This window comes from Gordonia phosphorivorans (assembly GCF_042432625.1).
GTDB lineage: Bacteria > Actinomycetota > Actinomycetes > Mycobacteriales > Mycobacteriaceae > Gordonia > Gordonia phosphorivorans.
Map to the genome: position 1 here is coordinate 41,156 of NZ_JBHLWV010000021.1, position 26,149 is coordinate 67,304.

Annotated in this window: 24 protein-coding genes; 14 read left to right on the forward strand and 10 right to left on the reverse strand. The window is 69.0% G+C overall.

From position 1 onward, the window contains the following. The first annotated feature begins 6 nt into the window (after positions 1 to 6). On the forward strand, positions 7 to 1,461 hold the full coding sequence (gene pntB, locus ACFFJD_RS12380) for a Re/Si-specific NAD(P)(+) transhydrogenase subunit beta (protein ID WP_382364560.1): 1,455 nt from the start codon (positions 7 to 9) through the stop codon (positions 1,459 to 1,461). A 176-nt stretch (positions 1,462 to 1,637) separates the two neighbouring features. Here pntB and ACFFJD_RS12385 read toward each other — a convergent pair whose 3' ends face one another. From ACFFJD_RS12385 to ACFFJD_RS12400, 4 genes are all read right to left on the reverse strand, one after another. Next, positions 1,638 to 1,934, reverse strand: coding sequence for an HD domain-containing protein (locus ACFFJD_RS12385; protein ID WP_382364562.1), 297 nt, complete (start codon positions 1,932 to 1,934; stop codon positions 1,638 to 1,640). Positions 1,935 to 2,167: 233 nt separating this feature from the next. Then, positions 2,168 to 3,724, reverse strand: a complete 1,557-nt coding sequence (locus ACFFJD_RS12390) for an HNH endonuclease signature motif containing protein (RefSeq protein WP_382364564.1) — start codon at positions 3,722 to 3,724, stop codon at positions 2,168 to 2,170. A 140-nt stretch (positions 3,725 to 3,864) separates the two neighbouring features. Further along, positions 3,865 to 4,611, reverse strand: a complete 747-nt coding sequence (locus ACFFJD_RS12395; protein ID WP_382364566.1) for a metallophosphoesterase — start codon at positions 4,609 to 4,611, stop codon at positions 3,865 to 3,867. A gap of 53 nt (positions 4,612 to 4,664) precedes the next feature. Beyond that, the gene (locus ACFFJD_RS12400) at positions 4,665 to 5,909 is read right to left on the reverse strand and encodes a GAF domain-containing protein (RefSeq protein ID WP_382364568.1); all 1,245 of its coding nucleotides are present in this window, start codon (positions 5,907 to 5,909) and stop codon (positions 4,665 to 4,667) included. A gap of 176 nt (positions 5,910 to 6,085) precedes the next feature. Here ACFFJD_RS12400 and ACFFJD_RS12405 point away from each other — a divergent pair, with 176 nt between their 5' ends. Beyond that, positions 6,086 to 7,936, forward strand: a complete 1,851-nt coding sequence (locus tag ACFFJD_RS12405; RefSeq protein WP_382364570.1) for an NAD(P)-binding domain-containing protein — start codon at positions 6,086 to 6,088, stop codon at positions 7,934 to 7,936. A gap of 25 nt (positions 7,937 to 7,961) precedes the next feature. On the opposite strand, the gene ligD is transcribed toward ACFFJD_RS12405, so the two are convergent. Further along, positions 7,962 to 9,845, reverse strand: a complete 1,884-nt coding sequence (ligD, locus tag ACFFJD_RS12410) for a non-homologous end-joining DNA ligase (RefSeq protein WP_382364572.1) — start codon at positions 9,843 to 9,845, stop codon at positions 7,962 to 7,964. A gap of 124 nt (positions 9,846 to 9,969) precedes the next feature. Here ligD and ku point away from each other — a divergent pair, with 124 nt between their 5' ends. Together ku and ACFFJD_RS12420 are read left to right on the forward strand one after the other, a co-directional pair. Continuing rightward, complete coding sequence (ku, locus tag ACFFJD_RS12415; protein ID WP_382364574.1) at positions 9,970 to 10,824, forward strand: non-homologous end joining protein Ku; 855 nt, start codon at positions 9,970 to 9,972, stop codon at positions 10,822 to 10,824. A gap of 23 nt (positions 10,825 to 10,847) precedes the next feature. Further along, entirely contained in the window at positions 10,848 to 12,299 is a 1,452-nt protein-coding gene (locus ACFFJD_RS12420; protein ID WP_246992857.1) for a flavin-containing monooxygenase, read from the forward strand. 21 nt (positions 12,300 to 12,320) lie between these two features. Here the strand turns inward: ACFFJD_RS12420 and ACFFJD_RS12425 are convergent, their stop codons facing one another. Both ACFFJD_RS12425 and ACFFJD_RS12430 read right to left on the reverse strand, forming a co-directional pair. Then, positions 12,321 to 13,313: an acyl-CoA dehydrogenase family protein gene (locus ACFFJD_RS12425; protein WP_382364576.1), complete on the reverse strand. Its 993-nt coding sequence runs from the start codon at positions 13,311 to 13,313 to the stop codon at positions 12,321 to 12,323. Continuing rightward, on the reverse strand, positions 13,310 to 14,413 hold the full coding sequence (locus ACFFJD_RS12430) for an acyl-CoA dehydrogenase family protein (RefSeq protein ID WP_382364578.1): 1,104 nt from the start codon (positions 14,411 to 14,413) through the stop codon (positions 13,310 to 13,312). The genes ACFFJD_RS12425 and ACFFJD_RS12430 overlap by 4 nt, the downstream gene beginning before the upstream one ends. A gap of 94 nt (positions 14,414 to 14,507) precedes the next feature. Between ACFFJD_RS12430 and ACFFJD_RS12435 the strand changes: the two genes are divergently transcribed. Together ACFFJD_RS12435 and ACFFJD_RS12440 are read left to right on the forward strand one after the other, a co-directional pair. Next, complete coding sequence (locus ACFFJD_RS12435; protein ID WP_382364580.1) at positions 14,508 to 15,008, forward strand: DUF4334 domain-containing protein; 501 nt, start codon at positions 14,508 to 14,510, stop codon at positions 15,006 to 15,008. A 6-nt stretch (positions 15,009 to 15,014) separates the two neighbouring features. Then, on the forward strand, positions 15,015 to 16,307 hold the full coding sequence (locus ACFFJD_RS12440; RefSeq protein WP_382364582.1) for an alpha-hydroxy-acid oxidizing protein: 1,293 nt from the start codon (positions 15,015 to 15,017) through the stop codon (positions 16,305 to 16,307). Positions 16,308 to 16,313: 6 nt separating this feature from the next. Here the strand turns inward: ACFFJD_RS12440 and ACFFJD_RS12445 are convergent, their stop codons facing one another. Then, positions 16,314 to 17,204: an oxygenase MpaB family protein gene (locus ACFFJD_RS12445; protein ID WP_382364584.1), complete on the reverse strand. Its 891-nt coding sequence runs from the start codon at positions 17,202 to 17,204 to the stop codon at positions 16,314 to 16,316. A gap of 91 nt (positions 17,205 to 17,295) precedes the next feature. Here ACFFJD_RS12445 and ACFFJD_RS12450 point away from each other — a divergent pair, with 91 nt between their 5' ends. From ACFFJD_RS12450 to ACFFJD_RS12485, 8 genes are all read left to right on the forward strand, one after another. Continuing rightward, positions 17,296 to 17,925 carry a TetR/AcrR family transcriptional regulator gene (locus tag ACFFJD_RS12450; RefSeq protein WP_382364586.1) on the forward strand — a complete coding sequence of 210 codons (630 nt, stop codon included), beginning with the start codon at positions 17,296 to 17,298 and terminating at the stop codon, positions 17,923 to 17,925. After that, positions 17,922 to 18,521, forward strand: coding sequence for a TetR/AcrR family transcriptional regulator (locus ACFFJD_RS12455; RefSeq protein ID WP_382364588.1), 600 nt, complete (start codon positions 17,922 to 17,924; stop codon positions 18,519 to 18,521). Before ACFFJD_RS12450 ends, ACFFJD_RS12455 begins: the two co-directional genes overlap by 4 nt. Before the next feature lie 36 nt (positions 18,522 to 18,557). Next, on the forward strand, positions 18,558 to 19,775 hold the full coding sequence (locus ACFFJD_RS12460) for an acyl-CoA dehydrogenase family protein (protein WP_382364590.1): 1,218 nt from the start codon (positions 18,558 to 18,560) through the stop codon (positions 19,773 to 19,775). Further along, on the forward strand, positions 19,768 to 20,784 hold the full coding sequence (locus tag ACFFJD_RS12465; protein ID WP_382364592.1) for a phosphotransferase family protein: 1,017 nt from the start codon (positions 19,768 to 19,770) through the stop codon (positions 20,782 to 20,784). Before ACFFJD_RS12460 ends, ACFFJD_RS12465 begins: the two co-directional genes overlap by 8 nt. Continuing rightward, entirely contained in the window at positions 20,781 to 21,521 is a 741-nt protein-coding gene (locus ACFFJD_RS12470; protein ID WP_345313628.1) for an SDR family NAD(P)-dependent oxidoreductase, read from the forward strand. The genes ACFFJD_RS12465 and ACFFJD_RS12470 overlap by 4 nt, the downstream gene beginning before the upstream one ends. A 3-nt stretch (positions 21,522 to 21,524) precedes the next feature. After that, positions 21,525 to 22,208 carry a histidine phosphatase family protein gene (locus ACFFJD_RS12475; protein WP_382364594.1) on the forward strand — a complete coding sequence of 228 codons (684 nt, stop codon included), beginning with the start codon at positions 21,525 to 21,527 and terminating at the stop codon, positions 22,206 to 22,208. 32 nt (positions 22,209 to 22,240) lie between these two features. Further along, entirely contained in the window at positions 22,241 to 22,663 is a 423-nt protein-coding gene (locus ACFFJD_RS12480) for a nitroreductase family deazaflavin-dependent oxidoreductase (protein ID WP_382364596.1), read from the forward strand. Between the two features lie 261 nt (positions 22,664 to 22,924). Further along, positions 22,925 to 24,190 carry an ROK family transcriptional regulator gene (locus ACFFJD_RS12485; protein ID WP_382364598.1) on the forward strand — a complete coding sequence of 422 codons (1,266 nt, stop codon included), beginning with the start codon at positions 22,925 to 22,927 and terminating at the stop codon, positions 24,188 to 24,190. Between the two features lie 122 nt (positions 24,191 to 24,312). On the opposite strand, the gene ACFFJD_RS12490 is transcribed toward ACFFJD_RS12485, so the two are convergent. Both ACFFJD_RS12490 and ACFFJD_RS12495 read right to left on the reverse strand, forming a co-directional pair. Next, a complete protein-coding gene (locus tag ACFFJD_RS12490; protein WP_382364600.1) occupies positions 24,313 to 25,155 on the reverse strand; it encodes an ABC transporter permease in 843 nt (280 codons plus the stop codon). Further along, a complete protein-coding gene (locus tag ACFFJD_RS12495) occupies positions 25,152 to 26,123 on the reverse strand; it encodes an ATP-binding cassette domain-containing protein (protein WP_382364602.1) in 972 nt (323 codons plus the stop codon). The genes ACFFJD_RS12490 and ACFFJD_RS12495 overlap by 4 nt, the downstream gene beginning before the upstream one ends. Positions 26,124 to 26,149 lie beyond the last annotated feature (26 nt).

Below are 26,149 nucleotides of genomic sequence, written 5' to 3' on the forward strand. Positions count from 1 at the left end.
CGCATCATGACTATTGAATCCATGACTTTTGCGGCGTACATCGTCGCCTCGCTGCTGTTCATCCTGTCGCTGGCGGGTCTGAGCAAGCACGAGTCCGCCAAGAGCGGTCTCACCTACGGCATGGTCGGCATGCTGATCGCGCTGGCCGCGACCATCACCATGATGGTCAAGGACCTCGACCACGTCGGCTTCAGTGACGTCACCTTCAACAAGTGGCTTCCCCTCGGTCTCCTGATCGGTGCCGTGGTGATCGGTGCTCTCATCGGTCTCTGGCGCGCCAAGATCGTCGAGATGACCGGCATGCCCGAGCTCATCGCGCTGCTGCACTCGTTCGTGGGTCTGGCCGCCGTGCTTATCGGCTGGAACGGCGCCATCACCGGCGTGCACGCGCTGCCGACCGACCCCGATTACGGTGCATTGGTCGGCATTCACGCCGCCGAGGTCGCCATCGGCATCTTCATCGGTGCGGTGACCCTGACCGGTTCGATCGTCGCCAACCTGAAGCTGTCGGCGCGGATCAAGTCCGCCCCGCTCATGCTGCCCGGTAAGAACCTGATCAACGTCGGTTCGATCGTCGTGTTCATCGTGCTGACCGGCGTCTACGTGGCTCGCGACGTGAAGGACGACACCACCGGCTACGTGCTGCTGGCCGTCATCACCGCGCTGGCGCTACTGCTGGGCTGGCACCTGGTCGCCTCCATCGGCGGCGGCGACATGCCGGTCGTGGTCTCCATGCTCAACTCGTACTCCGGTTGGGCCGCGGCGGCGTCGGGCTTCCTGCTCGGCAACGACCTGCTGATCGTCACCGGTGCGCTGGTGGGCTCCTCGGGTGCCTACCTGAGCTACATCATGTGCAAGGCGATGAACCGCTCGTTCATCTCGGTGATCGCCGGTGGCTTCGGTATCGCGGCCGGTCCGGCCGACGACAAGGACTACGGCGAACACCGGGAGATCCAGGCCGACGGCGTGGCCGAGTTGCTGTCGGGCGCCTCGTCGGTGATCATCACCCCGGGTTACGGCATGGCCGTGGCGCAGGCGCAGTACCCGGTGGCCGACCTGACCGCCAAGCTGCGCGCTAAGGGCGTCAAGGTGCGTTTCGGTATCCACCCGGTCGCCGGTCGTCTGCCCGGCCACATGAACGTGCTGCTGGCCGAGGCCAAGCTCCCGTACGACATCGTCGAGGAGATGGACGAGATCAACGACGATTTCGGTGACACCGATGTCGTGCTGGTGATCGGCGCCAACGACACGGTCAACCCGGCCGCGTCGGAGGATCCGAGCTCGCCCATCGCCGGTATGCCGGTGCTGGAGGTCTGGAACGCCAAGGACGTCATCGTGTTCAAGCGTTCGATGGCCGCCGGTTACGCCGGTGTCCAGAACCCGCTGTTCTTCCGGGACAACACGCAGATGCTGTTCGGCGACGCCAAGGATCGCGTCGACGACATCATCGCCGCGCTCTAAGCTCCATCTGCTCGTAGCATTTCGAAGGGCTGCACACCGTCTCGGTGTGCAGCCCTTCGTTATGTCGCGCGCCGGTGCGCCACGGTGCATCGGTAAAACAACGGCGTCCTGACGGCCGCTAATGCATATACGTCGTCGGTGAGCGCCAGGACGCCGTTGTTTTACCAAGCGGCGGATCAGGAAGGCGTGAGGGCTTCGATCTCTCGGGCCAGGTTGGTGCGGGCGGTGGCTTCCCAGCGTTGCTGCGCGGGTTCGGAGGCGAAGATCTCATCGCGCGTGAGGAACTCGGCGAGCAGTTCGCTGCGCGCGGGGCGGAAGTACTCGTCGGGCACCTCGTGGAATTCTGCCCGGACATTCGCCGCGTACTCGGCGTAGCGCTGCGGCTCCGCGCCGAGGACGGCGAAGTCGGCGTCGGAGAGGGCGATGCCGTTGCGGTCGTCGGGCTCGGGGTGGTGCCGCAGTGTCAGTTCCACCAGCCGGGCGACCTCGTCGAGGTGTTGCTGATGATGATGGCGGCGGTGCGGTTCGTTCCATCGGCTGAGCAGGTCCGAGCGGATGGCGGGAGCGATATCGACGTCTATGTCCAGACGGTAGGCGCTGCCGAGAGCCGGGAACAGGGGGCTGGGAGGAACTTCACTCGGGGTGATCGGCCCCGGACACGCCTGATAGCCCGACCGCGTGCCGCCCCTTGTCGGGGACGGCGCGGTCAGGCTGCCAGGTACTGCTCGAGGAGTCGTTCGACTCCGGATCGGTGGGACTCGTCGGGGTGCGGGCGGCCTACGGCGGGCGGGATCGGCGGGTCGGTGTCGGAGGCTTCGGCCATGCGGGTGTTGAGCCCGGCCGTCGGTTGGTGGTCGGCGAGCTTCTCCGGATGGAACAAGGGGTTGACCAGCCACGGACCGGGCCGTCCGACGGGTCGCCAGCCGATACGGCCCGCGTCGGGACCGTCGGTCAGGACGGTGGATTCCCATTGCCCGGGTTTATTGCCGTTCCACCGGTTGTGCTTGCCGCACGCGGCGCCGAGCTGGTCGATGTCGGTGCAACCGTCGTCGGCCCAATCGGGCATGTGATGGGCCTGGGTGCGTGCGAACGGGACGCTGCAGCCGACCGTGGTGCAGCCGCGGTCGCGGCCGAACAGGGCCAGGCGCTGGGCGCGGGAGGCGAGTCGGCGCCCGCGCCCGAAGTACAGCACCTGCGAGCCGGCGTTCGCGAAAACTTCGAGCCACGGCACCACGCTGCCGGCGAGGTGCACCAGATCGCGGACCGGCAGGCGGGTGCCGGTGGCGGTCAGGGCGACACCGGCCTGCCGGGCCAGATCGCTCTCGGCGACGGTGATGACCAGTTCGGAAGACAGGCTGCCGTTCGGGGCGACGCCGGTCTGGGCGCGTTCCCATTCCATCAGCGCCTGCAGCGCATCGTGCTGACGCTGGGTGAGGGTGCGGTCGTCGCGTTCGGCGGCCTCGGCGATGACTGTTGGGTCCAGGCCGGGCTGGTCGGCCGCGCCCCGCGGCGAGGCGGGATCGTCGGGATTGTTCATGCCCGGTGCCGCCCACTGGGCGAGGGTCACTTCCAGGCGGGCACGGGCGGCCGGGGTCAGCCGGGCGCGGACCTTGCTCATCAGCTGGCGGTCCTGGCCCTGCAGCGAGAAGCTGCGCTGCCGACGGCGGTCGGTGTCGTCGGACAGTTCGCCGTCCGGGTCGAGCCACGCCAGAATCCGGTTGCCCACGGTTCCGACGCCGTTGGGGCCGAGGGTCTTGGCGGCCTCGGCGAGCATGGCTTCGGCCTTGGTGCGGTCGTCGGGGGTCGCCGCGGCCGGCACCTTCTCCATCACCTCGGCGATGACGAGGACGTTCTCCCGCCCGATCTCGCCGTCGGCGACGGCGGCCTCGGTCGCGGCCAGCACCGGTTCGAGACGTTCTCCGGTCATGGCGGTGAATCGACCGATCGCGATCGCGAGCCGGGCGCGGCGGTGGGCTTCGCCCTCGCCCAGGCGCAGACCGCCGGAGAAGAGAGCGAACGGCGACACGAAACCGGCCTTGCGGTAGGCGCCACGGTCGCTGAGTTCGACGTAGAGGGCGGCGTCGAAGACCTGGCGTGCGGCCAGGGTGCGCTCGCGGGTTTCCAGCAGATCGAGTAGGCCGTCTTCGTTCTCGCGGGCCAGAGCGGCCCCTTGCAGGCGCTTCTCAGCGGCGTCCTGCACGGCGAGAAGCTGTTCCGGGCCGAGGCCGGCCACCAGAGCGAGCGGATCGAATGCGTCGTCCATGTCGGCCACCTCCCCGTGCGCTGATCACCGGTTTCCTGCTTTCACCCTCCAGAATACGCCCAACATGGTGTGCATACAATGCTGTATGCGAACAAAGTTGCGAACAAAATCCCGAGCGGGCTGTGGTGAGGTGGTGGGGGCTACCAGCGGGGGAGGACCCGGAAATGCGTGGTCAGGCGGTGATCGTCGATCAGATGGAGTGCGAGGCCGGGGCCCTGGGTGGTGTTGATCCAGTCCGGGCCCTCGACAGGCAGGTTCAGGGTCGACGACACCCCGGGTGCCACGATCAGTGGCCGCCCGGCGAAGACGGTGGCGGCCGGGGTGTGCGCGTGCCCGGTGACCACCCCGACGATGTTCGGGTGGTCGTGCACCAGGGCCGCGACCCGGTCGTCGGCGTCGAGACAGATCGCATCCATGTGCGGCATGCCCAGATGCGCGGGCGGGTGATGCCAGGTCAGCAGTACGTCGACGTCGCCGGCCTCGGCGATCCGGCGGCGCGCCCAGTCGAGGGTCTCGTCGGAGAGGTAGCCGTCCGAGCGGCCGGGGATGGACGAGTCCAGTGCCAGGATCAGGAGGTTCTCGTGGCGCAGCATGGAGTTGACCGGACCGGTGCTGGCGATGCCGTCGCGTTGAGCGGTGAAGGCGGCACGGTCGTCGTGGTTGCCCAGCAGCGTCAGCATGGGGATGGGGGAGCGTAGCTCGGCGGCGGCCTCGGCGTATTCGGCGGGCAGTCCCTCGTCGGTGAGATCGCCGGTCACCAGGAGTGCCGCGATTCGGGTCCCGCCGTCGACGGTGGAGTGCAGATAATCCAGGACGGCGCGCACGCGGTTGCGGTTATCGTCGGTCCCGTTGAAGTGCAGATCGCTGATCTGCGCGACGACCACCATCGACTGAACCTTTCGCACATCCGTCCCGCTCGCACGGGCCACCGTTTCCCAGGCTAGGCGCTCGACGACGATCCGGGCGCACCCGCGGCGGTGTTGGTGAGCAGCACCACGACATGCCCCGCAAAGCGATATGGATTGGCGGCGAGCAGCCCGCCGAAGTGTTTGCGCAGGCGTGACATCTCTGATCTTGCGGTGATGCGGCGGGCCGGATCGCCGAAGATCCGGGCGGCCACCTCGGCGGCGGTGAGGCCCTCCGGGTGCAGGGCCAGCAGCTGGAGCAACTGCAGGTGGCGGGGCGTGGGGTGGTGCACCCAGGCGCCGCCGGTGCTCGACACCCGCACCGCGGGGTGCGGCCCGTCGATCAGTTCCAGGTGGACCACGTCCGGTTCGGTGTCGGCGGCGGCCACCCGCACCAGCCAGCCGCCGGGCAGGGGTTCCAGGTCGCAGTCGCCTAGCCCCGCCAGATGATGGCGCCCCGCGGAGACGGCGGGCGGAATGGACAGCCGCGGACGCGGGGGCACACCGTCGAGCGCCGCCACCCAGCCGAAGGTGTCGACGGCGAAGGCCGGGCCGGCCGAGCGCGCCAGAATGGGTGCGGCCACCGCGCGCAACGTGTCCAGCCGGGCACGATGCAGATCCCGCAGCTGCGCTTCGGCGAGTCGGGCGACGGTGTCCACCAGGGCCAGGGTGGTCGGATGGATGGTGGCCGCCGGACCGGACACGTCGACCGCGCCCAGGACCCGGCCCGACCGCGGGTCGCGGATGGGGGCGCCGGCGCAGGTCCATTCGTGGTGGGTGCGCACGAAGTGTTCGGCGGCGAACACCTGGACCGCGCGCCCGGACGCCAACGCGGTACCGATGGCGTTGGTCCCCACCGAGCCCTCGGCCCACGACGCGCCTTCGGTGAAGCCGAGACGATCGGCGCGGTGCAGGACGCGGTTGACGCCGTTGCGCCACAGCACCCGGCCGTCGGCGTCGGCCACCACCAGGATGTTCTCGCCGTCGACGATCAGCGTGTCCAGATGGTGCATCAGCGGGTCGAGCAGCTCGCTGAGCCCGGATTCGGCGCGCCGTTGCGCCAGGTCGACGGTGTCGCGCACCGGTTCGCCGGTGGCGTCGGGGCGCACCCCGATCTGGCGGACCCGGTCCCACGATTCGCCGATCACCGAACGGGGCCGTGCCGGTGGGCGGGCGCCGGTCATCGACGCGTCGTACACCGCGTGCAGCACCGCGGCGTGCGCACGCGGGTCGTCGCCGGCGGCGAGCGCCGGTTCGGGCGGGTGGTCGGGCAACGGCACGAGCGGAACTCCGATTGTGTGGGCGGTCACAGTCGAGGGTCCCCGCGGCGGTGGCTGGAGTCAACCCGCATCGGTTGCAACCCGCTGCAACCCTTGCCGGGCGGTGCGGCCGCGGAGTGTGCTGGCTGTCACAAGTCCCAACCGTGACGCAGCTCACTCGATGGAAGGTGTCGATCATGACGCAGACCCTGGAATCCCCCACACCGGCCGCGGCCGCACCACCCGGCGCCTCCCCGCAGGAACGGGTCGATGCCTGGCTGGACGGTTTCGCCACGGCGCTGGCCGACGGAGACGTCGCGGCGGCCACCGCGCTGTTCGCCACCGACAGCTATTGGCGCGACCTGGTGGCGTTCACCTGGAACCTCAAGACCTCGCAGGGGCGCGAGGAGATCGGCGCGATGCTCGACGACCGGCTCGCCGACACCGCGCCCTCGGCCTGGGCCACCAGCGAACCGGCCACCGCCGCCGATGACGTGGTGGAGGCGTTCATCGTCTTCGAGACCGCGGTCGGCCGGGGCGAGGGTCACCTGCGGCTCAAGCCCGGCCCGGACGGTCGGGACGAGGGGTGGACCCTGCTGACCACGCTGCAGGAACTCAAGGGCCACGAGGAGCCGAACGGCTTCGCGCGACCGCTCGGCGCCGTGCACGGGTCCGACCCGGACCAGCGGTCGTGGGCGCAACGACGCGACGACGAGGAGGCCGAGCTCGGACGCGCGGTGCAGCCGTACGTGTTGGTGATCGGCGGCGGCCAGGGCGGTATCGCACTCGGCGCGCGCCTGCGCCAGCTCGGCGTCCCGTCGCTGGTGGTGGACAAGCACGACCGCCCCGGCGACCAGTGGCGCAAGCGCTACAAGTCGCTCTGCCTGCACGACCCGGTCTGGTACGACCACCTCCCGTATCTGCCGTTCCCGTCGAACTGGCCGGTGTTCGCTCCCAAGGACAAGATCGGCGACTGGCTCGAGTTCTACACCAAGGTGATGGAGGTGCCGTACTGGTCCAAGACCGAATGCGCCAGCGCGTCCTACGACGAGGCGGCCGGCCGGTGGACCGTGCACCTGGTGCGCGACGGCGAGGAGCTGACCCTGCACCCGACCCAACTGGTGCTGGCCACCGGCATGTCCGGCAAGGCCAATGTGCCGACCTTCCCGGGGCAGGACGTCTTCGCCGGCGAGCAGCACCATTCCAGCGCACACCCCGGTCCGGACGGCTTCGTCGGCAAGAAGGTGGTGGTGATCGGCGCCAACAACTCCGCGCACGACATCTGCAAGGCGCTCGTGGAGTCGGGTATCGACACCACGATGGTGCAGCGCTCGTCGACGCACATCGTGAAGTCCGATTCGCTGATGGAGATCGGGCTGGGCGCGCTCTACAGCGAGCAGGCCGTCGCCGACGGCATGACCACCAAGAAGGCCGACTTCACCTTCGCCTCGCTGCCGTACCGGATCATGCACCAGTTCCAGATCCCGCTCTACGACCAGATCCGCGAGCGCGACAAGGACTTCTATGCGCGACTGGAGGCGGCCGGCTTCGACCTGGACTTCGGCGACGACGATTCGGGGCTGTTCATGAAGTACCTGCGCCGCGGCTCGGGCTACTACATCGACGTCGGCGCCTGCGAGCTGGTGGCCGACGGCACCATCAAGCTGGCCAAGGGCGGCGTGGACCACCTGACCGAGAACTCGGTGGTGCTGGCCGACGGCACCGAGCTGCCCGCGGACGTGGTGGTCTACGCCACCGGCTACGGCTCGATGAACGGGTGGGCCGCGGACCTGATGGGTCAGGACGTGGCCGACCGGGTGGGCAAGGTGTGGGGCCTGGGCTCGGGCACCACCAAGGATCCGGGGCCCTGGGAGGGCGAGCAGCGCAACATGTGGAAGCCCACCCAGCAACCGGGACTGTGGTTCCACGGCGGCAACCTGCACCAGTCGCGGCACTACTCGCTGTATCTCGCACTGCAGCTCAAGGCGCGTTTCGAGGGCCTGGACACGCCGGTCTACGGCCTGCAGGAAGTGCACCACCTGAGCTGACCGCGGTCGGCGGGCCGCACAGCCGTCACGGTGCGCGGGACGGGCTGCCGGCGGGGTCGACGTCGCCGGGCAGCTTGTCTCGTCGAATGCCGCGCCACGACGGATGGCGCAGGTGCCCGGTGGACGTCCAGTTCATGAACTGGACGTCCACCACCAGCTTGGGCAGCACCCAGGTGGCACTGGAGGCGACGGGGGCATCGACGGCCAGGAACGGGCTGCGGCTGATCGTCAGTGTCCGCAGTTCGGCGAGCAGATCCGCGGCCTGTGCTTGTGTCCAGCCGGTGCCGACGCGGCCCACGTAGCGCAGGCCGGTCTCCGCGGGCAGTCCTACCAGCACCGAACCGAGGGTGCGGTTGGCTCCGTCGCGGCCGAGACGAAAACCGCCGATCACCACCTCGACGTCGTTCCAGTTCTTCTGCTTGCGCCAGTCCGGGCTGCGGGTACCGAGCCGATACGGGGCGGACCGGCGTTTGGCGACCACGCCCTCCCACCCCATGTCTCGAGCCCGAGTCACCGCGCGGGCGCCGGGGCCGGGGAGCAGATCCGGGATCCGCACGTTCGGCAGTCCGGCCAGCGACGGTCGGAGTTCTTCCAAGATCTGGCGCCGCTGCTCCCACGGCGCGCCGGTTAGGTCGCGACCGTTGAGTTCGAGGACGTCGAAGACGAAGAACTCGAGCCGGGCGCCCTCGGCACGACGACGCCGCGACGCCAGCAGGCCGAAGTCGGTCTGCCCGTCGGCGTCCAGGGCCACCACCTCGCCGTCGAGCACCATGTCCCCGCCGGGGACGGCGTGCGCCAGGGGAGCGAGTTCGGGGAAGTCGTCGGTCAGGTCGTTGCCCGACCGCGAATGCAGCCGCAACCGGCTCTCGCGGACGGTGGCCAGCACGCGGTAGCCGTCCCATTTGCCTTCGAACGCCCAGGTGTCGTTGTCCAGGGCGTCGATCGGCTGGTCGACGGCGAGCATCGGTGCCGCCCGTCGACGTCGGTACACGCCGAGGTCGACGACGCCCTCGGGCAGGTCGGCGGCCGGCGCGGCGGCGGTGGCGGAGGTGCCACCGAGCAGGTCTCCGGATTGGGAGAACCGTTCCAGCACTTCGGAATATCGGAGTTGCGCCAGATCGGGGTCGGACAGTTCGGACCAGTCGCGAGGCGCGGCGACCCACGGCTGCGCCAGTCCGCGCAGCGAGTACGGACTGAGGGTGGTCTTGCTGGCGCTGTTCTGGCTCCAGTCGATGAAGACTCGGCCGGGGCGCGCGGCCTTGCTCATCGACGCGGTCACATCGCGCGGGAACGCCTTCTCCAGCGAGACCGCGATCTGCTTGGCCACCTTGCGGGCCGAGTCGGCGCTGACCGGCCACGGCAGCTGCGCGTAGACGTGGATCCCCTTGCCGCCGCTGGTCACCGGCCACGACGGCAGCCCGGCGTCGGTCAACACGTCCCGGATGGTCAGCGCGACCTGACCGCATTGCGTCAGCGGGACGTCGGGTCCGGGGTCCAGATCGAGCACCAGCCGGTCGGTGCGACGTTCCTCGTGGCCCGCCGACAGGTCGATGCGCCATTGCGGCACATGCAATTCCAGCGCCGACACCTGAGCGAACCAGACGAGCACCGCGGAACTGGCGGCGACCGGATAGGACTTCTCGCCCTCCGAATGGGCGATGGTGAACCGCGGAACCCAGTCCGGGGTGCCGGCCGGGAGCGTCTTCTCGAAGAAGGGTGCCGCTTCGGTGCCCGTCGGCCACCGCTTGCGCGTCACCGGCCGGGACGCCAGATGCGGCAGCATCGCGTCGGCGATGGCCAGGTAGTACGCGATCACGTCGTACTTGCGTGTGCCGTCGGGATAGAGCACGCGGTCGAGGTGGGTGAGCGCGATGCGGTGGCCGTCGACCTCCAAGTCCGATCCGCTCATCCGTCCATTCTCACCGAACAGCCGCCGCCTCGGCTACGGCTTCCCGCGGAGTGCCGCACGACGAACTTCCGATTGGAAGTGACGGTTCGTCGCTGTCGGGTGTGGTCTTTGGCACAATGGACCCATGCGCTCGATCTGGAAGGGTGATCTGAGCTTTGGCCTGGTCAACGTGCCGGTCAAGGTCTATTCCGCGACGGAGAGCCACGACCGGTCCTCCCATCAGGTGGACGCGAAGGACGGCACACGGATCCGCTACCGGCGTGTTCGGGAAGGCACGGACACCGAAGTGGAGTTCAGCCAGATCGCGAACGCGTACGAGAGCGACGACGGCCAGCCGGTGATCCTCACCAAGGAGGATCTGGCGACGCTGCCGGTCAATCGGAGCCCGGAGATCGAGATTCTCGAGTTCGTGCCGGCCGACCAGGTGGATCCGATCTACTTCGACAAGGCCTACTACCTGGAACCGGCATCGAAGTCGCCTAAGGCGTACACCCTGCTGGCGCAGGCGCTGGAATCCACCGATCGCCTGGCCATCGCCATGTTCACCTTGCGCACGCGCACCCGGCTGGCGGCACTGCGGGTGATCGACGGCGTGATGACCCTGCAGACCCTGCTGTGGCCGGACGAGGTGCGCAAACCCGAGTTCGCCTTCCTCGACCAGGACGTGCAGATTCGGCCGCAGGAATTAGAGATGGCGTCGTCGTTGATCGACACCATGGCCACCGACTTCGATCCCACCCAGTTCGAGGACGTCTTCGAGAAGGAACTGGGCAAACTGATCGAGGCGAAATCCGGTGGGGAGCAAGCCTTTCCGGAACCGACCGCGGAACCGGAGGCGGAGGGCGACGAGGTGGCCGACCTGCTCGCGGCGTTGCGTGCGTCGGTGAGTAAGAAGGCCGACGCCGAGCCCGCCGAAGCCGCCAAGCCGTCCCAGCCGTCCAAGCCGTCCAAGTCGGCCAAGGGCGCCAAGTCCGCCTGACTCGAGAAGAGATACGAGAACCCATGGTGCACAACGATTCCGAGTTCTTCGACGTCCTCATCGTCGGGGCCGGTCTCTCCGGTATCGACGCGGCCTACCGGCTGCGAGAACGGAATCCGGACCTCAAGTACCTGATGGTGGAGCAGCGGGAGCGGATCGGCGGCACCTGGGACCTGTTCCGCTACCCCGGGGTCCGCAGCGACTCGGACATCTTCACGCTCAGTTTCCCGTGGAACCCGTGGCGCGGCGACCGCACCATGGCGACCGGCGGCGAGATCCGCGACTACCTGGAGAACACCGCCCGCGACTTCGGTATTTACCCGCACATCCAGTTCTCCACCGAGGTGGTGTCGGCGAACTTCGACACCGACACCGACCTGTGGACCGTCGACCTGCTGGTCGACGACGAACCCCGCACCGAGCGTGCCCGGATGCTCTACCTGTGCACCGGCTACTTTCGGTACGACGCCGGGTACCGGCCCGACTTCCCGGGCGAGGAGGACTACGCGGGCACCATGGTGCACCCGCAGTTCTGGCCCGAGGACCTCGACCACACCGGCAAGAAGGTGGTGGTGATCGGCAGCGGCGCGACGGCGGTGACGCTGATTCCGGCGCTGGCCGCCGACGCCGAGCACGTCGTGATGCTGCAGCGCTCACCCAGCTATCTGTTCCCGTATCCGTGGACCGATCCGATGACCAACCTGGCGCAGCGGCTGCTGCCGAAACAGTTGGCGCACGACCTCATTCGGTACCGAAACGTCGCGATCACCATGGCGCTGTATCTGTTCTGTCGGCGGTTCCCGAAGACCGCGCGGCGCCTCATCCGCAGGCTCGCGGTGCACTACCTGCCCAAGGGCTACGACGTGGACAAGCACTTCAAACCGGCCTACGAGCCGTGGGATCAGCGGCTGTGCGTGATCCCGGATGCCGACTTCTACAAGACCGTCGGCGACGGCAGTGCCGAGGTGGTCACCGACACCATCGCCGGTTTCACCGAGCACGGGGTGCGGGTGAGTTCGGGCCGCGTGCTCGACGCCGACATCGTGGTGACCGCGACCGGTCTGGATCTGGTGGCCTTCGGCGGCATCGCGCTGTCGGTGGACGGCGAGGCCGTCGACCCCGGCGACCGGTACGGCTACCGGGCCTACCTGCTCAACGACGTGCCCAACTTCGCGTGGTCGGTGGGCTACACCAACGCGTCGTGGACGCTGCGGGTGGATCTGACCAGCAAGGCGGTGGCCGACCTGGTCGCCCACATGCGCAGCAACGGGTACACCCGGGCCTATCCGACGCTGAACGGGCGGCAGCCGGAAGCGCACGCCTTCTTCGAACTCGACTCCGGCTACGTGAAGCGGTCCGGCCACCGGATGCCCAAGGCCGCGCACGAGGGACCGTGGCATGTGCGGCACAACGCGTTCCTGGATGCGGTCGACGCACGCCGGTACGACGTCACCGAGGAGATGCGCTTCTCCTGACCCGCTCGCCGCGGGGTGCGGTCAGCCGGTGATGAGCGGCCACAAACCCTGCGATCCGGCGGCCCGCGCGGTCTGAGCCACCACGGTGTCCCAGTGCGCGACACTGCCGAACTCGTTGCGCCAGGCCAGGATCGGGCGGGTGAACCGGTGCAGCCGGTGCTCGCGGGTGGTGCCGATGGCGCCCAGCAGCTGGTGCCCGGTGCGGACCGCGATCGACGCGGCATGCCCGGTCACCGAGCGGGCCACCGCGATCCGGAACGCGGCCTGCGGGTCGAAGTCGGCGTGCGGCTCCCCGCCGGGGATTGCCGCGACGGCCGCGTCGACGGCGGCCCGCGCCAGGGCGTTCTCGGCGGCCAGGTCGGCGACGGCGTGCTGAATCACCTGGAACTGCGCCAGCGGACGGCCGAACTGCGTGCGCGTCGTCGTGTGCTCGAGGACCTCGACGAGAATCTGGTCCAGCGCACCGGTGATGCTGACCGCGCGGGCCAGCGCGCCGCGTAGGACGAACTGCTCGACCGTGCCGGGATCTACCGAAACTCCGTGCAGCGCAGCCGGATCCGCGGCGAGATCGTCGCGCGGTGCGTCCGCGCGATTGCGGCCCGGGGTGATGGCGACGTCGGCGGCGTCGACGTCGGATACCGCCCAGCCGTCGCCGACCGGGTGCAGCAGCGTGAGACGGTCGGCAGCGGCCGCCCAGCCGACCCGCCGCGCCCGCCCGTGCGCGTCGAGGACCGCGGCGCTGCGGCGGCGATCGTCGACCGGCAGCCCGGCGCGCTCGCACAGCCAGCCGGCCAGCAGATCGTGTTCGACGACGGGCAGTTCGGCTCCGTGCGCAGCGGCTGCGCGCAGGAGTGCAGCGGATTCCGCCCAGCCCGCGCCGCTGCCGCCGCCGTCGACCGAGCCGGTCAATCGGGTGAGACCTGCCCGACTGAGTTCGGTCCACAGGCGGTGCGGGTCGTCGCGGTGCGCGGTCAGCACCGCCCCGATCAGGTCATTCAGTTCGTTGCCGCTCATCGCATCCCCAGTCCGCGGGCGATCACGCCGCGCAAGATCTCGTTGGTGCCACCGCGCAGGGTGAAACCGGGCCGCTGATCGGCAGCGGCGGCGACCGCCGTGCCCAGAGGCGACGCGTCGTCGGCGATCGCCAGGTCGAGGACGTCGGCGATGTCGCCTTCGGTGGCGGTACCCAGCACTTTGACCACGGCGGCGGCGAGGTCGGCGGGTTCTTCGCGCGCGAGCGTCTCGGCGACCGCGCCGGACATGTGGTGCAGGCCGGCGATCCGAGCGATGCTCGCGCCGAGGGCGGGGTCGTCGACCGTCGAGTCGTCGGATTCGACGGCGGCGCTCAGTAGCGGGAACGTCGACAGGAAGCGTTCGGGGCCGCTGCGTTCGAAGGCCAGTTCGCTGGTCACCTGCGTCCACCCCGCGCCGATCTCGCCGAAGACCATGTCGTCGGGCACCAACGCCTTCTCCAACACCACCTCGTTGAAGTGGTGGCCGCCGTTCATCGAGATGATCGGATTCACGGTGACGCCGGGTCCGCGCAGATCGACGATGAATTGGGAGAGCCCGTCGTGGCGTCGGCCGTCCTCGCGCGGGTGGGTGCGGGCCAGCGCGATGAAGTAGTGCGCGCGGTGTGCGCCGGAGGTCCACACCTTGGTGCCGGTGAGTTCCCAGCCGCCGTCGACCCGGGTGGCGCGGGTGCGCACCGCGGCGAGGTCGCTGCCGGCGTCGGGCTCGCTCATGCCGATACCGAAAAAGACTGTGCCGGAGGCGATTCCGGGCAGCAGCGTGCGCTTCTGCGCTTCGGTGCCGAACTTGAGCAGCGACGGTGCGATCTGCCGGTCGGCGATCCAGTGCGCCGCGACCGGGGCACCGACGGCGAGCAGTTCCTCGGTCACGGCGAATCGCTCCAGGTGGCCGCGACCGTGGCCGCCGTATTCCCGCGGGATCGTCATGCCGACCCAGCCGCGCTCGGCCAGTCGCCGGGTGAACTCGGTGTCCCAGCCGGTCAACCAGCTGTCGGCGGTCGGGGCGAACGTGCCCGCTGCGGTCTCCGCGTCGAGGAACGCGCGGACCAGTGCGCGCAGGTCGTCGTATCGGTGCGCTGTCATTCGTCGAACCTTCCGGCCAGTGCGGCCCGCCGCGTGCCCGCAGATGTGCACCGCGTCACTGTGTCCCGGGTCTCACGATAGATATGCTCCCGGTATGAGCCAACTCTCCGCAGACCAGGCCGTGTCGACCTTCTTCGAGCGGGTGGCCTCGCAGCAGATCAGCGAGCCGGCCGACCTCGACGCGATCTGGGCGGCGCTGCCGGTGGTGACCGTCGAGGAGATCCTCGGCGACTGGCGCGGCGGGGAACTGCCGTCCGGGCATCCGATGGACGGGCAGCTGGAGAAGGTCGGCTGGCACGGCAAGTGGTTCCGCAGCTGGTACGACGTCGCGCCGATGGTCTGCCGCGACGAGAACGGAAACCTGTACTCCAACAAGGAGATCGGGAAGGGCGAGGCCAGTCTCTGGCCGGTCGGTTTCCGCGGGGAAGTGACCGCGTCGATGGTCTACGACGGGCAGCCGGTGATCGATCACTTCAAGCGGGTCGACGAGCGCACGCTGATGGGCATCATGAACGGCAAGACCTCGCTGGTCCGGGACCGGCACTTCTACTTCTATCTGCAGCGGGACGATTCCGACGCGCTGGCGAACGCCTGACCGGCCATGGTGACCGTGAACTTCGGACGCTCCCGCCAGAACGACGTCTACACCGCGGGTATCCACGGGCGAAAGCCGGTGATCCCCACCGACTTCGCCGAACTGGAACGGCGCGCCAAGGCCAAGATGTCTGCGCGTGCGTGGGCGTACATCGCCGGCGGCGCGGGGGAGGGTCGCACCATGGCGGCCAATCGTGCCGCGCTGGATGAGTGGGCCATCGTGCCGCGCGTGCTCCGCGACGTGAGTCAACGCAGCACCGAGATCGAGCTGTTCGGTCAAACCCTCGCTGCGCCAGTGCTTTTCGCTCCAGTGGGTGCGGGCGCGCTGGCGCATCCGGACGCCGACGTGCACATCGGCAAGGCCGCCGCGGAGCTGGGCGTGCCGTACATCTTCTCCAATCAGGGCTGCGCGCCGATGGAGGACGTGGCGGCGGCGATGGAGGCCGTCACCCCCGGTGCGCCGCGCTGGTTCCAGTTGTACTGGTCCACCGACGATCGCCTGGTGGACAGCCTGATCGCCCGCGCGGAGAAGATGGGTGCGGCGGCCCTCGCGGTCACGTTGGACACCACCATGCTGGGCTGGCGGCCGCAGGACTTGAACCTCGGCTCGCTGCCGTTCGCCCGGGGCGAGGGCATCAATCAGTACACCTCGGATCCGTCGTTCTGGGAGATCGTCGCCGAACGCCTGCACGATGCCGCCGACGAGCGGCCGGAGATCTCCCTCGGCGCGATCAAGACGCTGTTCTCCATCGCTCGCAACGTCCCCGGCGACCTGCGCAATAACCTGACGGCGCCGGAGCCGCGCGCGGCCGTGCAGACCTTCCTGGACATCTACTCGCGGCCGTCGCTGAACTGGGACGACATCGCCTCGCTGCGCGAGAAGACGTCGCTGCCGATCGTGCTCAAGGGCGTCCTGCATCCGGACGACGCCCGGCAGGCCGTGGACCTCGGCGTCGACGGCATCATCGTGTCCAACCACGGCGGACGGCAGGTCGACGGCTCCATCTCGTCGACCGACGCGCTGGTCGACATCGCCGACGCGGTGGCGGGGAAGACGAAGATCCTCGCCGACTCCGGCTTCTACACCGGCGCCGACGTGTTCAAGGCGCTGGCGCTGGGCGCCGACGCGGTCTGCATCGGCCGTCCGCACATGTACGGCCTCGCGCTCAACGGCGCCGACGGCGCCCGCGACGCGGTCGCCAACATCATCGCCGAACTCGACCTCACCCTCGGCCTGACCGGGCACACCGACGTGGCAAGCCTGGACCGTTCCGCGCTGAAGCGGCTTTCGCGGGCCTGACCTCGGTTACACCAGGGGGCGGCCGGTGCGGCGTCGCCAGTTCAAATCGGCCAGCAACAGGTTGAAAGGGAACTCCCGTAGCGGTTTGGGGAGCACCTTGATCAGCTGTCGGGCGACGGCGTTGTGCGCCGCGAAGAATCGGCGCTGCGCCGGGGTGGGGGCGATCCGCATCTTCTCCTGGAACTCCGGGGGCAGGAAGCCGATGGTCATGGCTTCCGAGTACCACCGTCCCAGCAGCCGGATCGCCGGGTAGGCGAAGTCGAGGCGCACGATGGCGAGCAGGTGTTCGCGGATGGTGTCGTCGATCTCGATCGCCGCGATCGTCGACTGCCAGTACGCCTCGAAGTCCACTCGCGTGGCCGGCCACATGTCCCGCGGCATCTGCAGGGTGGTGCCCATGACCGCGCCCTGCTGGTAGGCCTCCTCGGTGATCTTGGCCGGGTCGCCGTAGATCCGCTGCATGTCCTCCCAGCCGCGGTACAGGCAGGCGGCCACCCAGAGCTGCAGCTTCGGGTCGAAGGCGTTGTACTTGACCGGGCTGGCCTCACTGGACCGGACATAGGCGTGCGACTTGTTGACGGCCTGGCGGTAGGCCTTGCGCATCTCCGGGGAGCCCGTCGCGGCCACCGCGAGATAGGTGAGCGTAGTGCGGGTCCGCTTGGTCGGATTCTTGAACAGGTTTCCGGAGTGGACCTTCGATTCGTAGACGCCGTAACCGACCGCGGGCAGCGCCAGCTGCATGATCACGTTCGCCGGTCCGGCCAGCAGTGCGATCCCGAGCAGGTCCAGGTCGTCGATCACCACGTTGTCCAGTTCCTCGCGCCGGGACCGGGGCATGGTCTCGGCATCACGGGCGATGTCTGCGGCCTGACTGGTGGTGATGGTCTCGGCGCTCATGGCGACTCCGTTCATCTGATAACGACTGTTACCACTTTGCTGTGGTGTTTATTCAACTCGCGCCCCGGACGAGTGTCAAGATGTCGGGGTGATGTCGCAGCACAATGGATCCGAACCAACGCTGCGCGCCTACGGCGGTGAGGCCGGCGATGCGCGGGTGGCCCGTCGGCGGGCCGCGCTAATCGACGCGGCCCTGGACATGCTGGCCGAGGCCGACGGGGGTGCGGTCACGGTGCGCGGGGTCTGTGCGCGCGCCGAGCTGACTCCGCGGTACTTCTACGAGAGCTTCCCCGGCGTCGACGATCTGGTGGCGGCGACCTACGACCGAGTGATCACCGAGATCGCCGAGAAGGCGCAGCTGGCGTTCGCGGCGGGCGAGGCCTCGCAGGACAAGGTGCGCGGCGCGGTGGACGCGGTGGTCGAGGTGATCGACTCCGATCGGCGGGCCGGGCGCCTGCTCTTCGCCGACACGGTGCGCAGCCCGGTGGTCGCCCGCAAGCGTGCGGAGTCGGTGCGCCTTTTCGTGCAACTCACCACCGAATCGGCGGTCCAAGCGGTGGGAGCTCCACCCGGTCCGGTCACCACCGCGGCCGCCTACTTTCAGGTCGGTGGCCTGGGCCGATTGCTCGCGGCGTGGACCGAGGGCGAGGTGGAGGTGACGCGGATTCAGCTGGTGGACGTGTGTGTACGCCTGCTGCTGGGACTAGGTTCATTGCCATGAGCACCTGGCGCGACTATGGCCCGCCCGAACTCCCTGCGCCGCTTGCGGCGGCGTTGGAAGCCTTCGCCGAACACGGATATCACGGCACCACGGTGCGCGATATCGCTGCGCGCGCGGGACTTTCGGTGCCGGGGCTGTACCACCACTACCCGTCCAAACAGTCTCTGTTGCAAGGTCTTTCGGAGCTGACGATGGAGGAGCTGCTGGGCCGCAGTGAGGCGGCGCTGGCCGAGGCCGGCCCGTCGCCACTCGCTCGGTTCGAGGCGCTCGTCGAGTCGCTGCTGCGCTTTCACATGTACCGGCGCGCGCAGGCGTTCGTCGGCTCCACCGAGGTACGCAGCATGGACCCGGAGTACCGCGCGATCTACATCGGGCATCGGACGCGACAGCAGCGGATGGTCGACGACGCGGTGGACGACGGCGTCGCCGCGGGAATCTTCACCACCGAGTTTCCGCACGACGCCGCCCGCGCGCTGTCGACCATGTGTGTCGGAGTCTCCACCTGGTACCGACCCGGCGGTGGGCAGACCCCTGAACAGCTCGTCGAACGGAACCTGGTGTTGGCACGCGATCTTGTGGGGTACAGTCACGGGTGACCGAGCGATCGTTCGGTAGGGAGTGAGTGAGCTGAGATGACCATCGACCTGTCCTACAGCCCCGAGGTGACCGACCTCGTTGCGCGGACCCGCACCTTCATCGACGACGTCGTGCTGCCGCTGGAGAACCAGTACGCGGGCGACATCGTGGCGGCAGGAGGCGACGATCTGCGTCGCGAGCTGAACGCTCAGGCCAAGGCGGCCGGGATCTTCGCGCCGCACGCGCCGGTCGAGTTCGGTGGTCTCGGACTGAACATGTCCGACCGCTCGCCGGTCTTCACCGCTGCGGGCCGCTCCACCTTCGGTCCCGTGGCCCTGCATCTCGGTGCCCCGGACGAGGGCAACGTGCACATGCTCGCCGAGGTCGCCAGCCCGACCCAGAAGGATCGCTACCTGGCGCCGCTGGCCAAGGGTGAGATTCGCAGCGCCTTCGCGATGACCGAGCCCTCGCCCGGTGCCGGCGCCGACCCGAACGCCCTGCGTACCCATGCGGTGCGCGTCCCCGGCGGCTGGAAGATCAACGGCATGAAGCGGTTCATCACCGGTGCCGACGGTGCGGGCATGTGGATCATCATGGCGCGCACCAAGGGCGAGCCCGGCGATCGCGGCGGCGCGACGATGTTCCTGGCGCCCGCGGGCACGCCCGGCATCGAGGTGGGGCGCTACGTGCACACCTACGACCGCGGCATGATCGGCGGACACTGCGAGGTGACCTTCACCGACGTCTTCGTGCCCGACGAGGACGTCCTCGGTGAGCCCGACGAGGGCTACCGCTACGCGCAGGTGCGCCTCGGCCCGGCCCGCATGACGCACGTGATGCGCTGGATGGGTGTGGCCGAGCGGGCTCACGACATCGCGCTCGACTACGTCGGCACCCGCGAGGGCTTCGGCGGCAAGCTCGGCGACCTCGGCATGATCCAGCAGATGGTGGCCGACAACGAGATCGACCTGGCCGCGACCCGCGCACTGCTGACCAACGCCTGCTGGGAACTCGATCAGGGCGAGCACGCCTCGAACTCCACGTCGATCGCCAAAACCTATGGGGCCGAGGCGTTCTCGCGGATCCTGGACCGTTGCGTGCAGATGTGCGGCGGCCTCGGCGTGTCCGAGGATCTGCCACTGGCCCGGCTCGCCAACGAGGTGCGTCCGTTCCGCATCTACGACGGCCCCTCCGAGGTGCACCGTTGGGCGCTCGCCAAGCGGGCCGTCGGACGTGCGCGCAAGGCCCGCGAGGCGGGCGTGCGCAATGTCTGATCATGCCGGGCTGAAAGCTGCGGACCTGCGGAAGCTGCTGTCCGCCAACGGGATCGACGTGATCGGCGAGCTCGAGATCGAGTTGATCAGTGGTGGTCGGTCCAATCTGACCTACGTGGTGAGCGACGCCGAGCGACGCTGGGTGGCCCGACGGCCGCCGCTCGCCGGTCTGACGCCGTCGGCGCACGACATGGAACGCGAATGGGCGGTGACCTCGGCGCTGTCCGGCACCGCGGTGCCGGTGGCCACCCCGGTGGCGATCGACCGGACCGGCGAGTTCATCGGCGCCCCGTGCACCGTGGTGGAGTTCGTCGACGGGCAGGTGATCCGGTCCGCGGAGGATCTGGACGCCTGGTCCGACACCGACGTGGCGACCAACTTCGACGCGCTGGTCCGGACCCTGGCCGATCTGCACGCGGTCGACTATCGCGCCGTCGGCCTGGCCGACTTCGGCCGCCCGGAGGGCTTCGCCGCCCGCCAGGTGAAGCTGTGGACGCGGCAGTGGGGCCACGTGAAGACGCGCGAGCTGCCCGACGTGGAGCGCCTCGCCGATTTGCTGGCGGCGCGTACGCCCGAGCAGGCGCGGTCGACGATCGTGCACGGCGACTTCCGCATCGACAACACCATCGTCGCCCCGAACGATCCCGGCCGCATCGCCGCCGTCGTCGACTGGGAGATGGCCGCCCTCGGCGATCCGCTCACCGACGTCGCGTTGATGTGCGTCTACCGGGAGCCGGTCTTCTCGCAGGTCCTCGGCTTCGAGGCCGCCTGGACCAGCGACCGCTATCCCGACTCGGCCGCCATGGCGCAGCGCTACGCCCAGATCGCCGGCGCCGACCTCGGCGACTGGGGCTTCTACGTGGGGCTGGCCAATCTCAAGCTCGGTGTGATCGCCGAAGGCATCACCCACCGCGCGCTGCAGGGAGGCTCATCGGGCGCGGCGGGCGCCGAGCGGGCCGCCGAGGCCACCGCGCACTTCATCGACACCGGACTGAAAGCACTGCAATGACGACTCGTAAAGCCGCCCTCATCACCGGAGGGTCCCGCGGTATCGGTGCCGCCATCGCCGAACGTCTGGCCGCTCACGGCTGGGACCTCACCATCTCCGCACGCGGCCTGGATGCGCTCAACGAGCGCGCCGAGGCGCTGCGAGTGCACGGCGGACGAGTGGAGGTGGAGGTGGCGGACATGACCGACGACGCCGCCCTCGCCGACCTGACCGCGGCTCACACCGCCGCCTACGGCCGCTGCGATGCGCTGGTCATCAACGCCGGCATGGGCGTGATGGGTGCGGTGGAGGACTTCCCGGTGCGCCGGTTGGACCGCCTCTACCAGGTGAATCTGCGCGCCCCCTTCCTGCTGCTGCAGGGCATGCTGCCGACGCTGCGGGCCACCGCAGGCACCGACGGTGCGGCCAAGGTGATCGCCATTTCGTCGATCACCGGCGTCTACCCCGAACCGAATCTGACCGCCTACGGCTCCACCAAGGCCGCGCTGATCTCGATGTGCGAGACCTTCAACCTCGAGGAATCGGTGCGCGGTGTCTCGGCCACGGCCATCTGCCCGGGCTACGTGGACACCGACATGTCCGAGTGGACCAAGGGCGAAGGTGCGATTCCGGCCGAGGAGATGATCACCGGCGCCGACGTCGCGACCGTCGCGCATGCGGTGACGCAGCTCGGGCGGTACGCGGTGCTGCCGCAGGCCGTGCTCAGTCGTCCCGGCACCAACCTGCACAGGGCCTGAGCCGTGGGTGTCATTTACCTGGTGCGCCACGGACAGGCGCCGATGCACGCGTATTCCACCGATCCGGTTCCGGCGGATGCGCCCGGGCTCACCGACCTGGGCGTCGAGCAGGCGCGGCGCACCGGACTGGAATTGGCCCGGCAGGTGCCTGCCTTCACCGCCGCGGTGAGCGGCGGACTGGCCCGCCAGGTCGCCACCTGTGCGGGGGTGCTCGCCGCCTTCGGCGAGGTGCACGACGGTCCGCTGCCCGAACACGTCGTCGACCCGGGCTGGGACGAGTACCTGATCCCGGCGCTGCCGGGCGGGCCGACGCCGGACATGTACCGGTCGCCTGCGGCGTACCAGCAGGTGCTCGACGCGGCCCTGCTGCGGTGGACCGCCGGTGCGGCCGACTCCGACGAGACCTACGCGGAGTATCAGGAACGCACCAGCGCCGCCGTCGACCGGGCGGTGGAGTTGGCCGGTTCCGGTCAGACCGTGCTCGCGGTCTCGTCCGCGGGCACCATCACCGCGTTGATCGCTCGGTTGTGGGGCGTGCCGGCGCAGGCGTGGCCGACGCTGGCGCGAGCCATGGTCAATGCGTCGTACACCAAACTGCTGGTCGGTCGCCGCGGCATCACCGTCGTCTCGATGAACGAACACGCCCACCTGTCCGCCGCCGACGTCGGGCTGGCCACTTTCCGCTGACCGAACGCCCGCGGCGGTCCTACCATCGAGGGATGAGCGAGACACCGGAACTGAGCCCCGTCGACTGGGTGCGCGAGCAGACGCAGAAGATCCTGGAGACCGGCTCCACCGATTCGGTCGGCATCGACGGCCGGGACGTGGTGCTGTTCACCACGACCGGTGCCAAGTCGGGCAAGAAGCGGTACGTGCCGCTGATGCGTGTCGAGTCCGACGGCAAGTACGCGATGGTGGCCTCCAAGGGCGGTGCTCCCGACCACCCGGCCTGGTACTTCAACGTCAAGGCGCATCCGGAAGTGGTTGTGCAAGACGGGGATTCGTCGCGCGTGATGACGGCGCGCGAGGTCTCCGGCGAGGAGCGCGCACGCTGGTGGACGCTGGCCGTCGCCGCCTTTCCGCCCTACGCGGAATACCAGCAGAACACCGAGCGGCAGATTCCGGTCTTCGTGCTCGAATGACTTGACATTCGTCACTCGGTATTGCCCAGCCCGTCCCGACTTGCTACGTTGGCGGGCATGACGAGCAAGCCCCACGCCATCCCGGAGGTCACCTACGTGACCACCGCTCTGGGATGCCGTCTGCCGCTTGCCCGTGTCCTTTGTTGTTGCCGAATGCGCTGATCCAGCTTCCATCCCGCTTCCCGCGGGGCATTCATCCACGCTGCGCCCTCGCCGAACGATGCTCGGCCGCGCACACGGCACCAAGGACACCGAACTTTCATGACCTCCACCCTCGACCGTCGGGTCGCCACTTCCATTCGTTCCAGCCAGGGATCGGTTCATGCTCAGCACCTTCGACGACGCGCGGCGCGAGTGACCGCCCCGTATGCGGAAGTGGCCAGCCTCCAGCTGTCCACCAAGGCCGCGGCCCTCGTGCTCCGCACCGCTCGCGTCTCCGGCCCGGTCTTCCGCGACGACACCGCTGCGGCCACCGGCCTGTCCATCTCGACGGTGAACCGTCAGGTGAGCGCCCTGCTCAAGGCCGGACTGATCCGGGAGCGCGCCGACCTGACCCCGCCCGGGGCCGTCGGCCGCCCGCGGGTGCCGTTCGAGATCAACACCGGTGACTTCCTCACGGTCGGCATTCACATCGGCTACCGCACCACCGCGATCACCACGCACGACCTGCAGCACCGGGTGGTGGGCGCGGTGAACATCGCGACCCCGCAGGCCGCGACGCCGGACGAGGTGGTCACCGCGATCGGCCACAGTGCGCGGCGATTCGCCGACCGCTGGGTGGGCAAGCGACTCCTGTGGGGCGGCGTGGCCATCGGCGGCAAGGTCGACGAGAAGGGCGTCGTCGATCACCCGCGCCTGGGTTGGTCGGGGGTGCGGGTGGGCGAACTGGTCGCCGAGTCGCTGGGTCTGCCGGTGTCGGTGGCCTCGCACGTGGCGGCCATGGCCGCCGCCGAACTGGTGGTCAACCCGGCCGAGACCAGCCAGAACTTCCTGTACTTCTACGCCCGCGAGATGGCCGGCATCGCGTTCAGCGTCGACGGCACCGTGCACACCCCGGCGGCCGGCCCGCCCACCATCGGGCATTTCCCGACCGGCGAAACCCGCCTCCTGGACCCGGAGAAGACCGGGCGCCTCGAGGATGCGGTGAGCGACTCGGGCGTGCTGCGCGCGGCCGCGGCGGCGGGTCTGAAGATCGAAACACTCGAACAGCTGCGCAACGCCGCGCGCACCGGCGACGACGTGGCGCACGGCATCCTCTCCGAACGCGCCGAGGTGCTCGGCCGGACCGTCGCCCTGATGTCGGACATCTTCAATCCCGATCATGTGATCCTCGGTGGTCAGGCCTTCACCGACTACCCGGAGGCACTGCCGGTGGTGTCCAAGTCGCTGCGCGCCACCTCGGTGATCACCAACCGGGACGTCCGTGTCGCACGGTCGGCGATCACCGTGCAGCAGAAGGCGGCCGGTGCCGCCTCGCTGGATGCGATCTACGCCGACCCGATCGAAGCACTGACCCGCACCGCCTGACCGCATGTCGCCGCAGCGGTGTGCTGAAAAGTGCTGAATATCGGGGGTCCTGACGTCGATATGCCGGTGGACCCCCGAACTTTCAGCACTTTTCAGCGGCCGCGCGCCGGGGGTGGCGGGAGTCAGTCCGCGGTGCGGCGGTTGAAGGCGCGCAGGGCCAGCGGAGCGAAGATCGCGGTGAGCCCGGCCGACCACAGCAGGGTCGCGATCACCGGGTACTGCAGCGGCAGCGCGGCGTCGGGTCCGGCGTGCGGGCCGTTGCCCCAGAGCTGCCGCATGGCCTGCACCAGCGACGACATCGGGTTCCACTCGGCGATGGTGCGCAGCCACGGTGCCATCGGCGCGGTCGGTACGAAGGCGTTGGACAAGAAGGTCAGCGGGAACATCGTGGTGAACATGAAACCGTTCACCGCTTCCACGGACCGCAGCCAGGAACCGATGAGGACGCCGAACCAGATCATCGCGAACCCGAAGACCAGCACCATGACGAAGCCCAGTGTGGCCTCCCCGACGCCCGTGTGGATGCGCCAGCCGATGGCCAGACCGGTCAGCGCCATCACGACGATGCCGATGGACGAGTGCAACAGGCTCGCGATGGAACGTCCGAGCAGGTAGGCGACGCGATTGATCGGCAACGAGCGGAAGCGGTCGACGATGCCCTTCTCCAGGTCGGCGGTGATGCCGGTGGCGACGATGAAACCGGTGAACGCGATGGTCTGCCCCATGATGCCCGGCAGCAGGTAGGAGGTGTAGCTGCCGCCGTCGGGCATCGGCATCGCGGGCCCGAAGACGAACGCGAACAACACCACGAACATGATCGGCTGCACGGTGACGTCGGAGAGCATCTCCGGCATGCGTTTGGTGTGGATCAGGCTGCGGTGCACCATGATCGAGACCTGACGCCACAGGCTCGAGGTGGTCGTGGCGGGGCTCGACACGGCGATGCCGGGACTCGAGGCGGTCATGGCTGGGTCTCCTCGGTGTCATCGGTGGGGGTGGTTCGCCGGCCGGTCAGCGAGAGGAAGACGTCGTCGAGGCTCGGCCGGGACAGGCTCAGGTCGTCCACCTCGAAGCCGCCGGACTCCAGGAGCTGCGCCACCCGGGTCAGGTCGGCGAGGCCGCCGGCCGGAAGAGTGAGACTGCGGGCGCTCTCGTCGACGAAGATCTCGGTGGCGGTCACCGCGAGTGCTTCGCGCGCCGGACCGATCTGGTGGGCATGGGTCAGGGTGGCCACAACACTGGCGGAGCCGGCTTGGTCCTTGAGCTGTAGCGGGGTGCCCTCGGCGATGATCCGGCCCTTGTCGATCACCACGATCTTGTCGGCGAGCTGGTCGGCCTCCTCCAGGTACTGCGTGGTCAGGACCAGGGTGGTGCCGCGCGCCACCAGGTCGCGCAGCACGTCCCACAGCTCGTTCCGGCTGTGCGGGTCCAAGCCGGTGGTGGGCTCGTCGAGGAAGAGCACCGGCGGCGAGGTCAGCAGGCTGACCGCCAGGTCGAGACGTCGGCGCATGCCACCGGAGTAGTCGCGCACCACCTTGTCCCCGGCCTCGGTGAGGGAGAACTGGGCGAGCAGTTCGTCCGACCGGGTGCGGAGAGCGCGTCGGGAGATGCCGTACAGGCCACCGATCATGGCCAGGTTCTCCCGGCCGGTCAGCAACTCGTCGACGGTGGCGGCCTGGCCGGTCAAGCCCATGCTGCGACGCACCATGTCCGGCTGCTCGCGCACGTCGAAACCGTTGACGCGTGCCGTGCCCGAGGTGGGGACGGACAGGGTGGTCATCATGCGGACGACTGTGGTCTTACCTGCACCGTTGGGGCCCAACACGCCGAGGACCGAGCCGGTGGGGACCGTGAAACTGACGCCGTCGACGGCGGTGAAATCGCCGAAACGCTTCACCAGATCTACGGCCTCGACGGCGATCGTGGATGTCATCTGTTCGAGGGTAATCCGCCGAACCC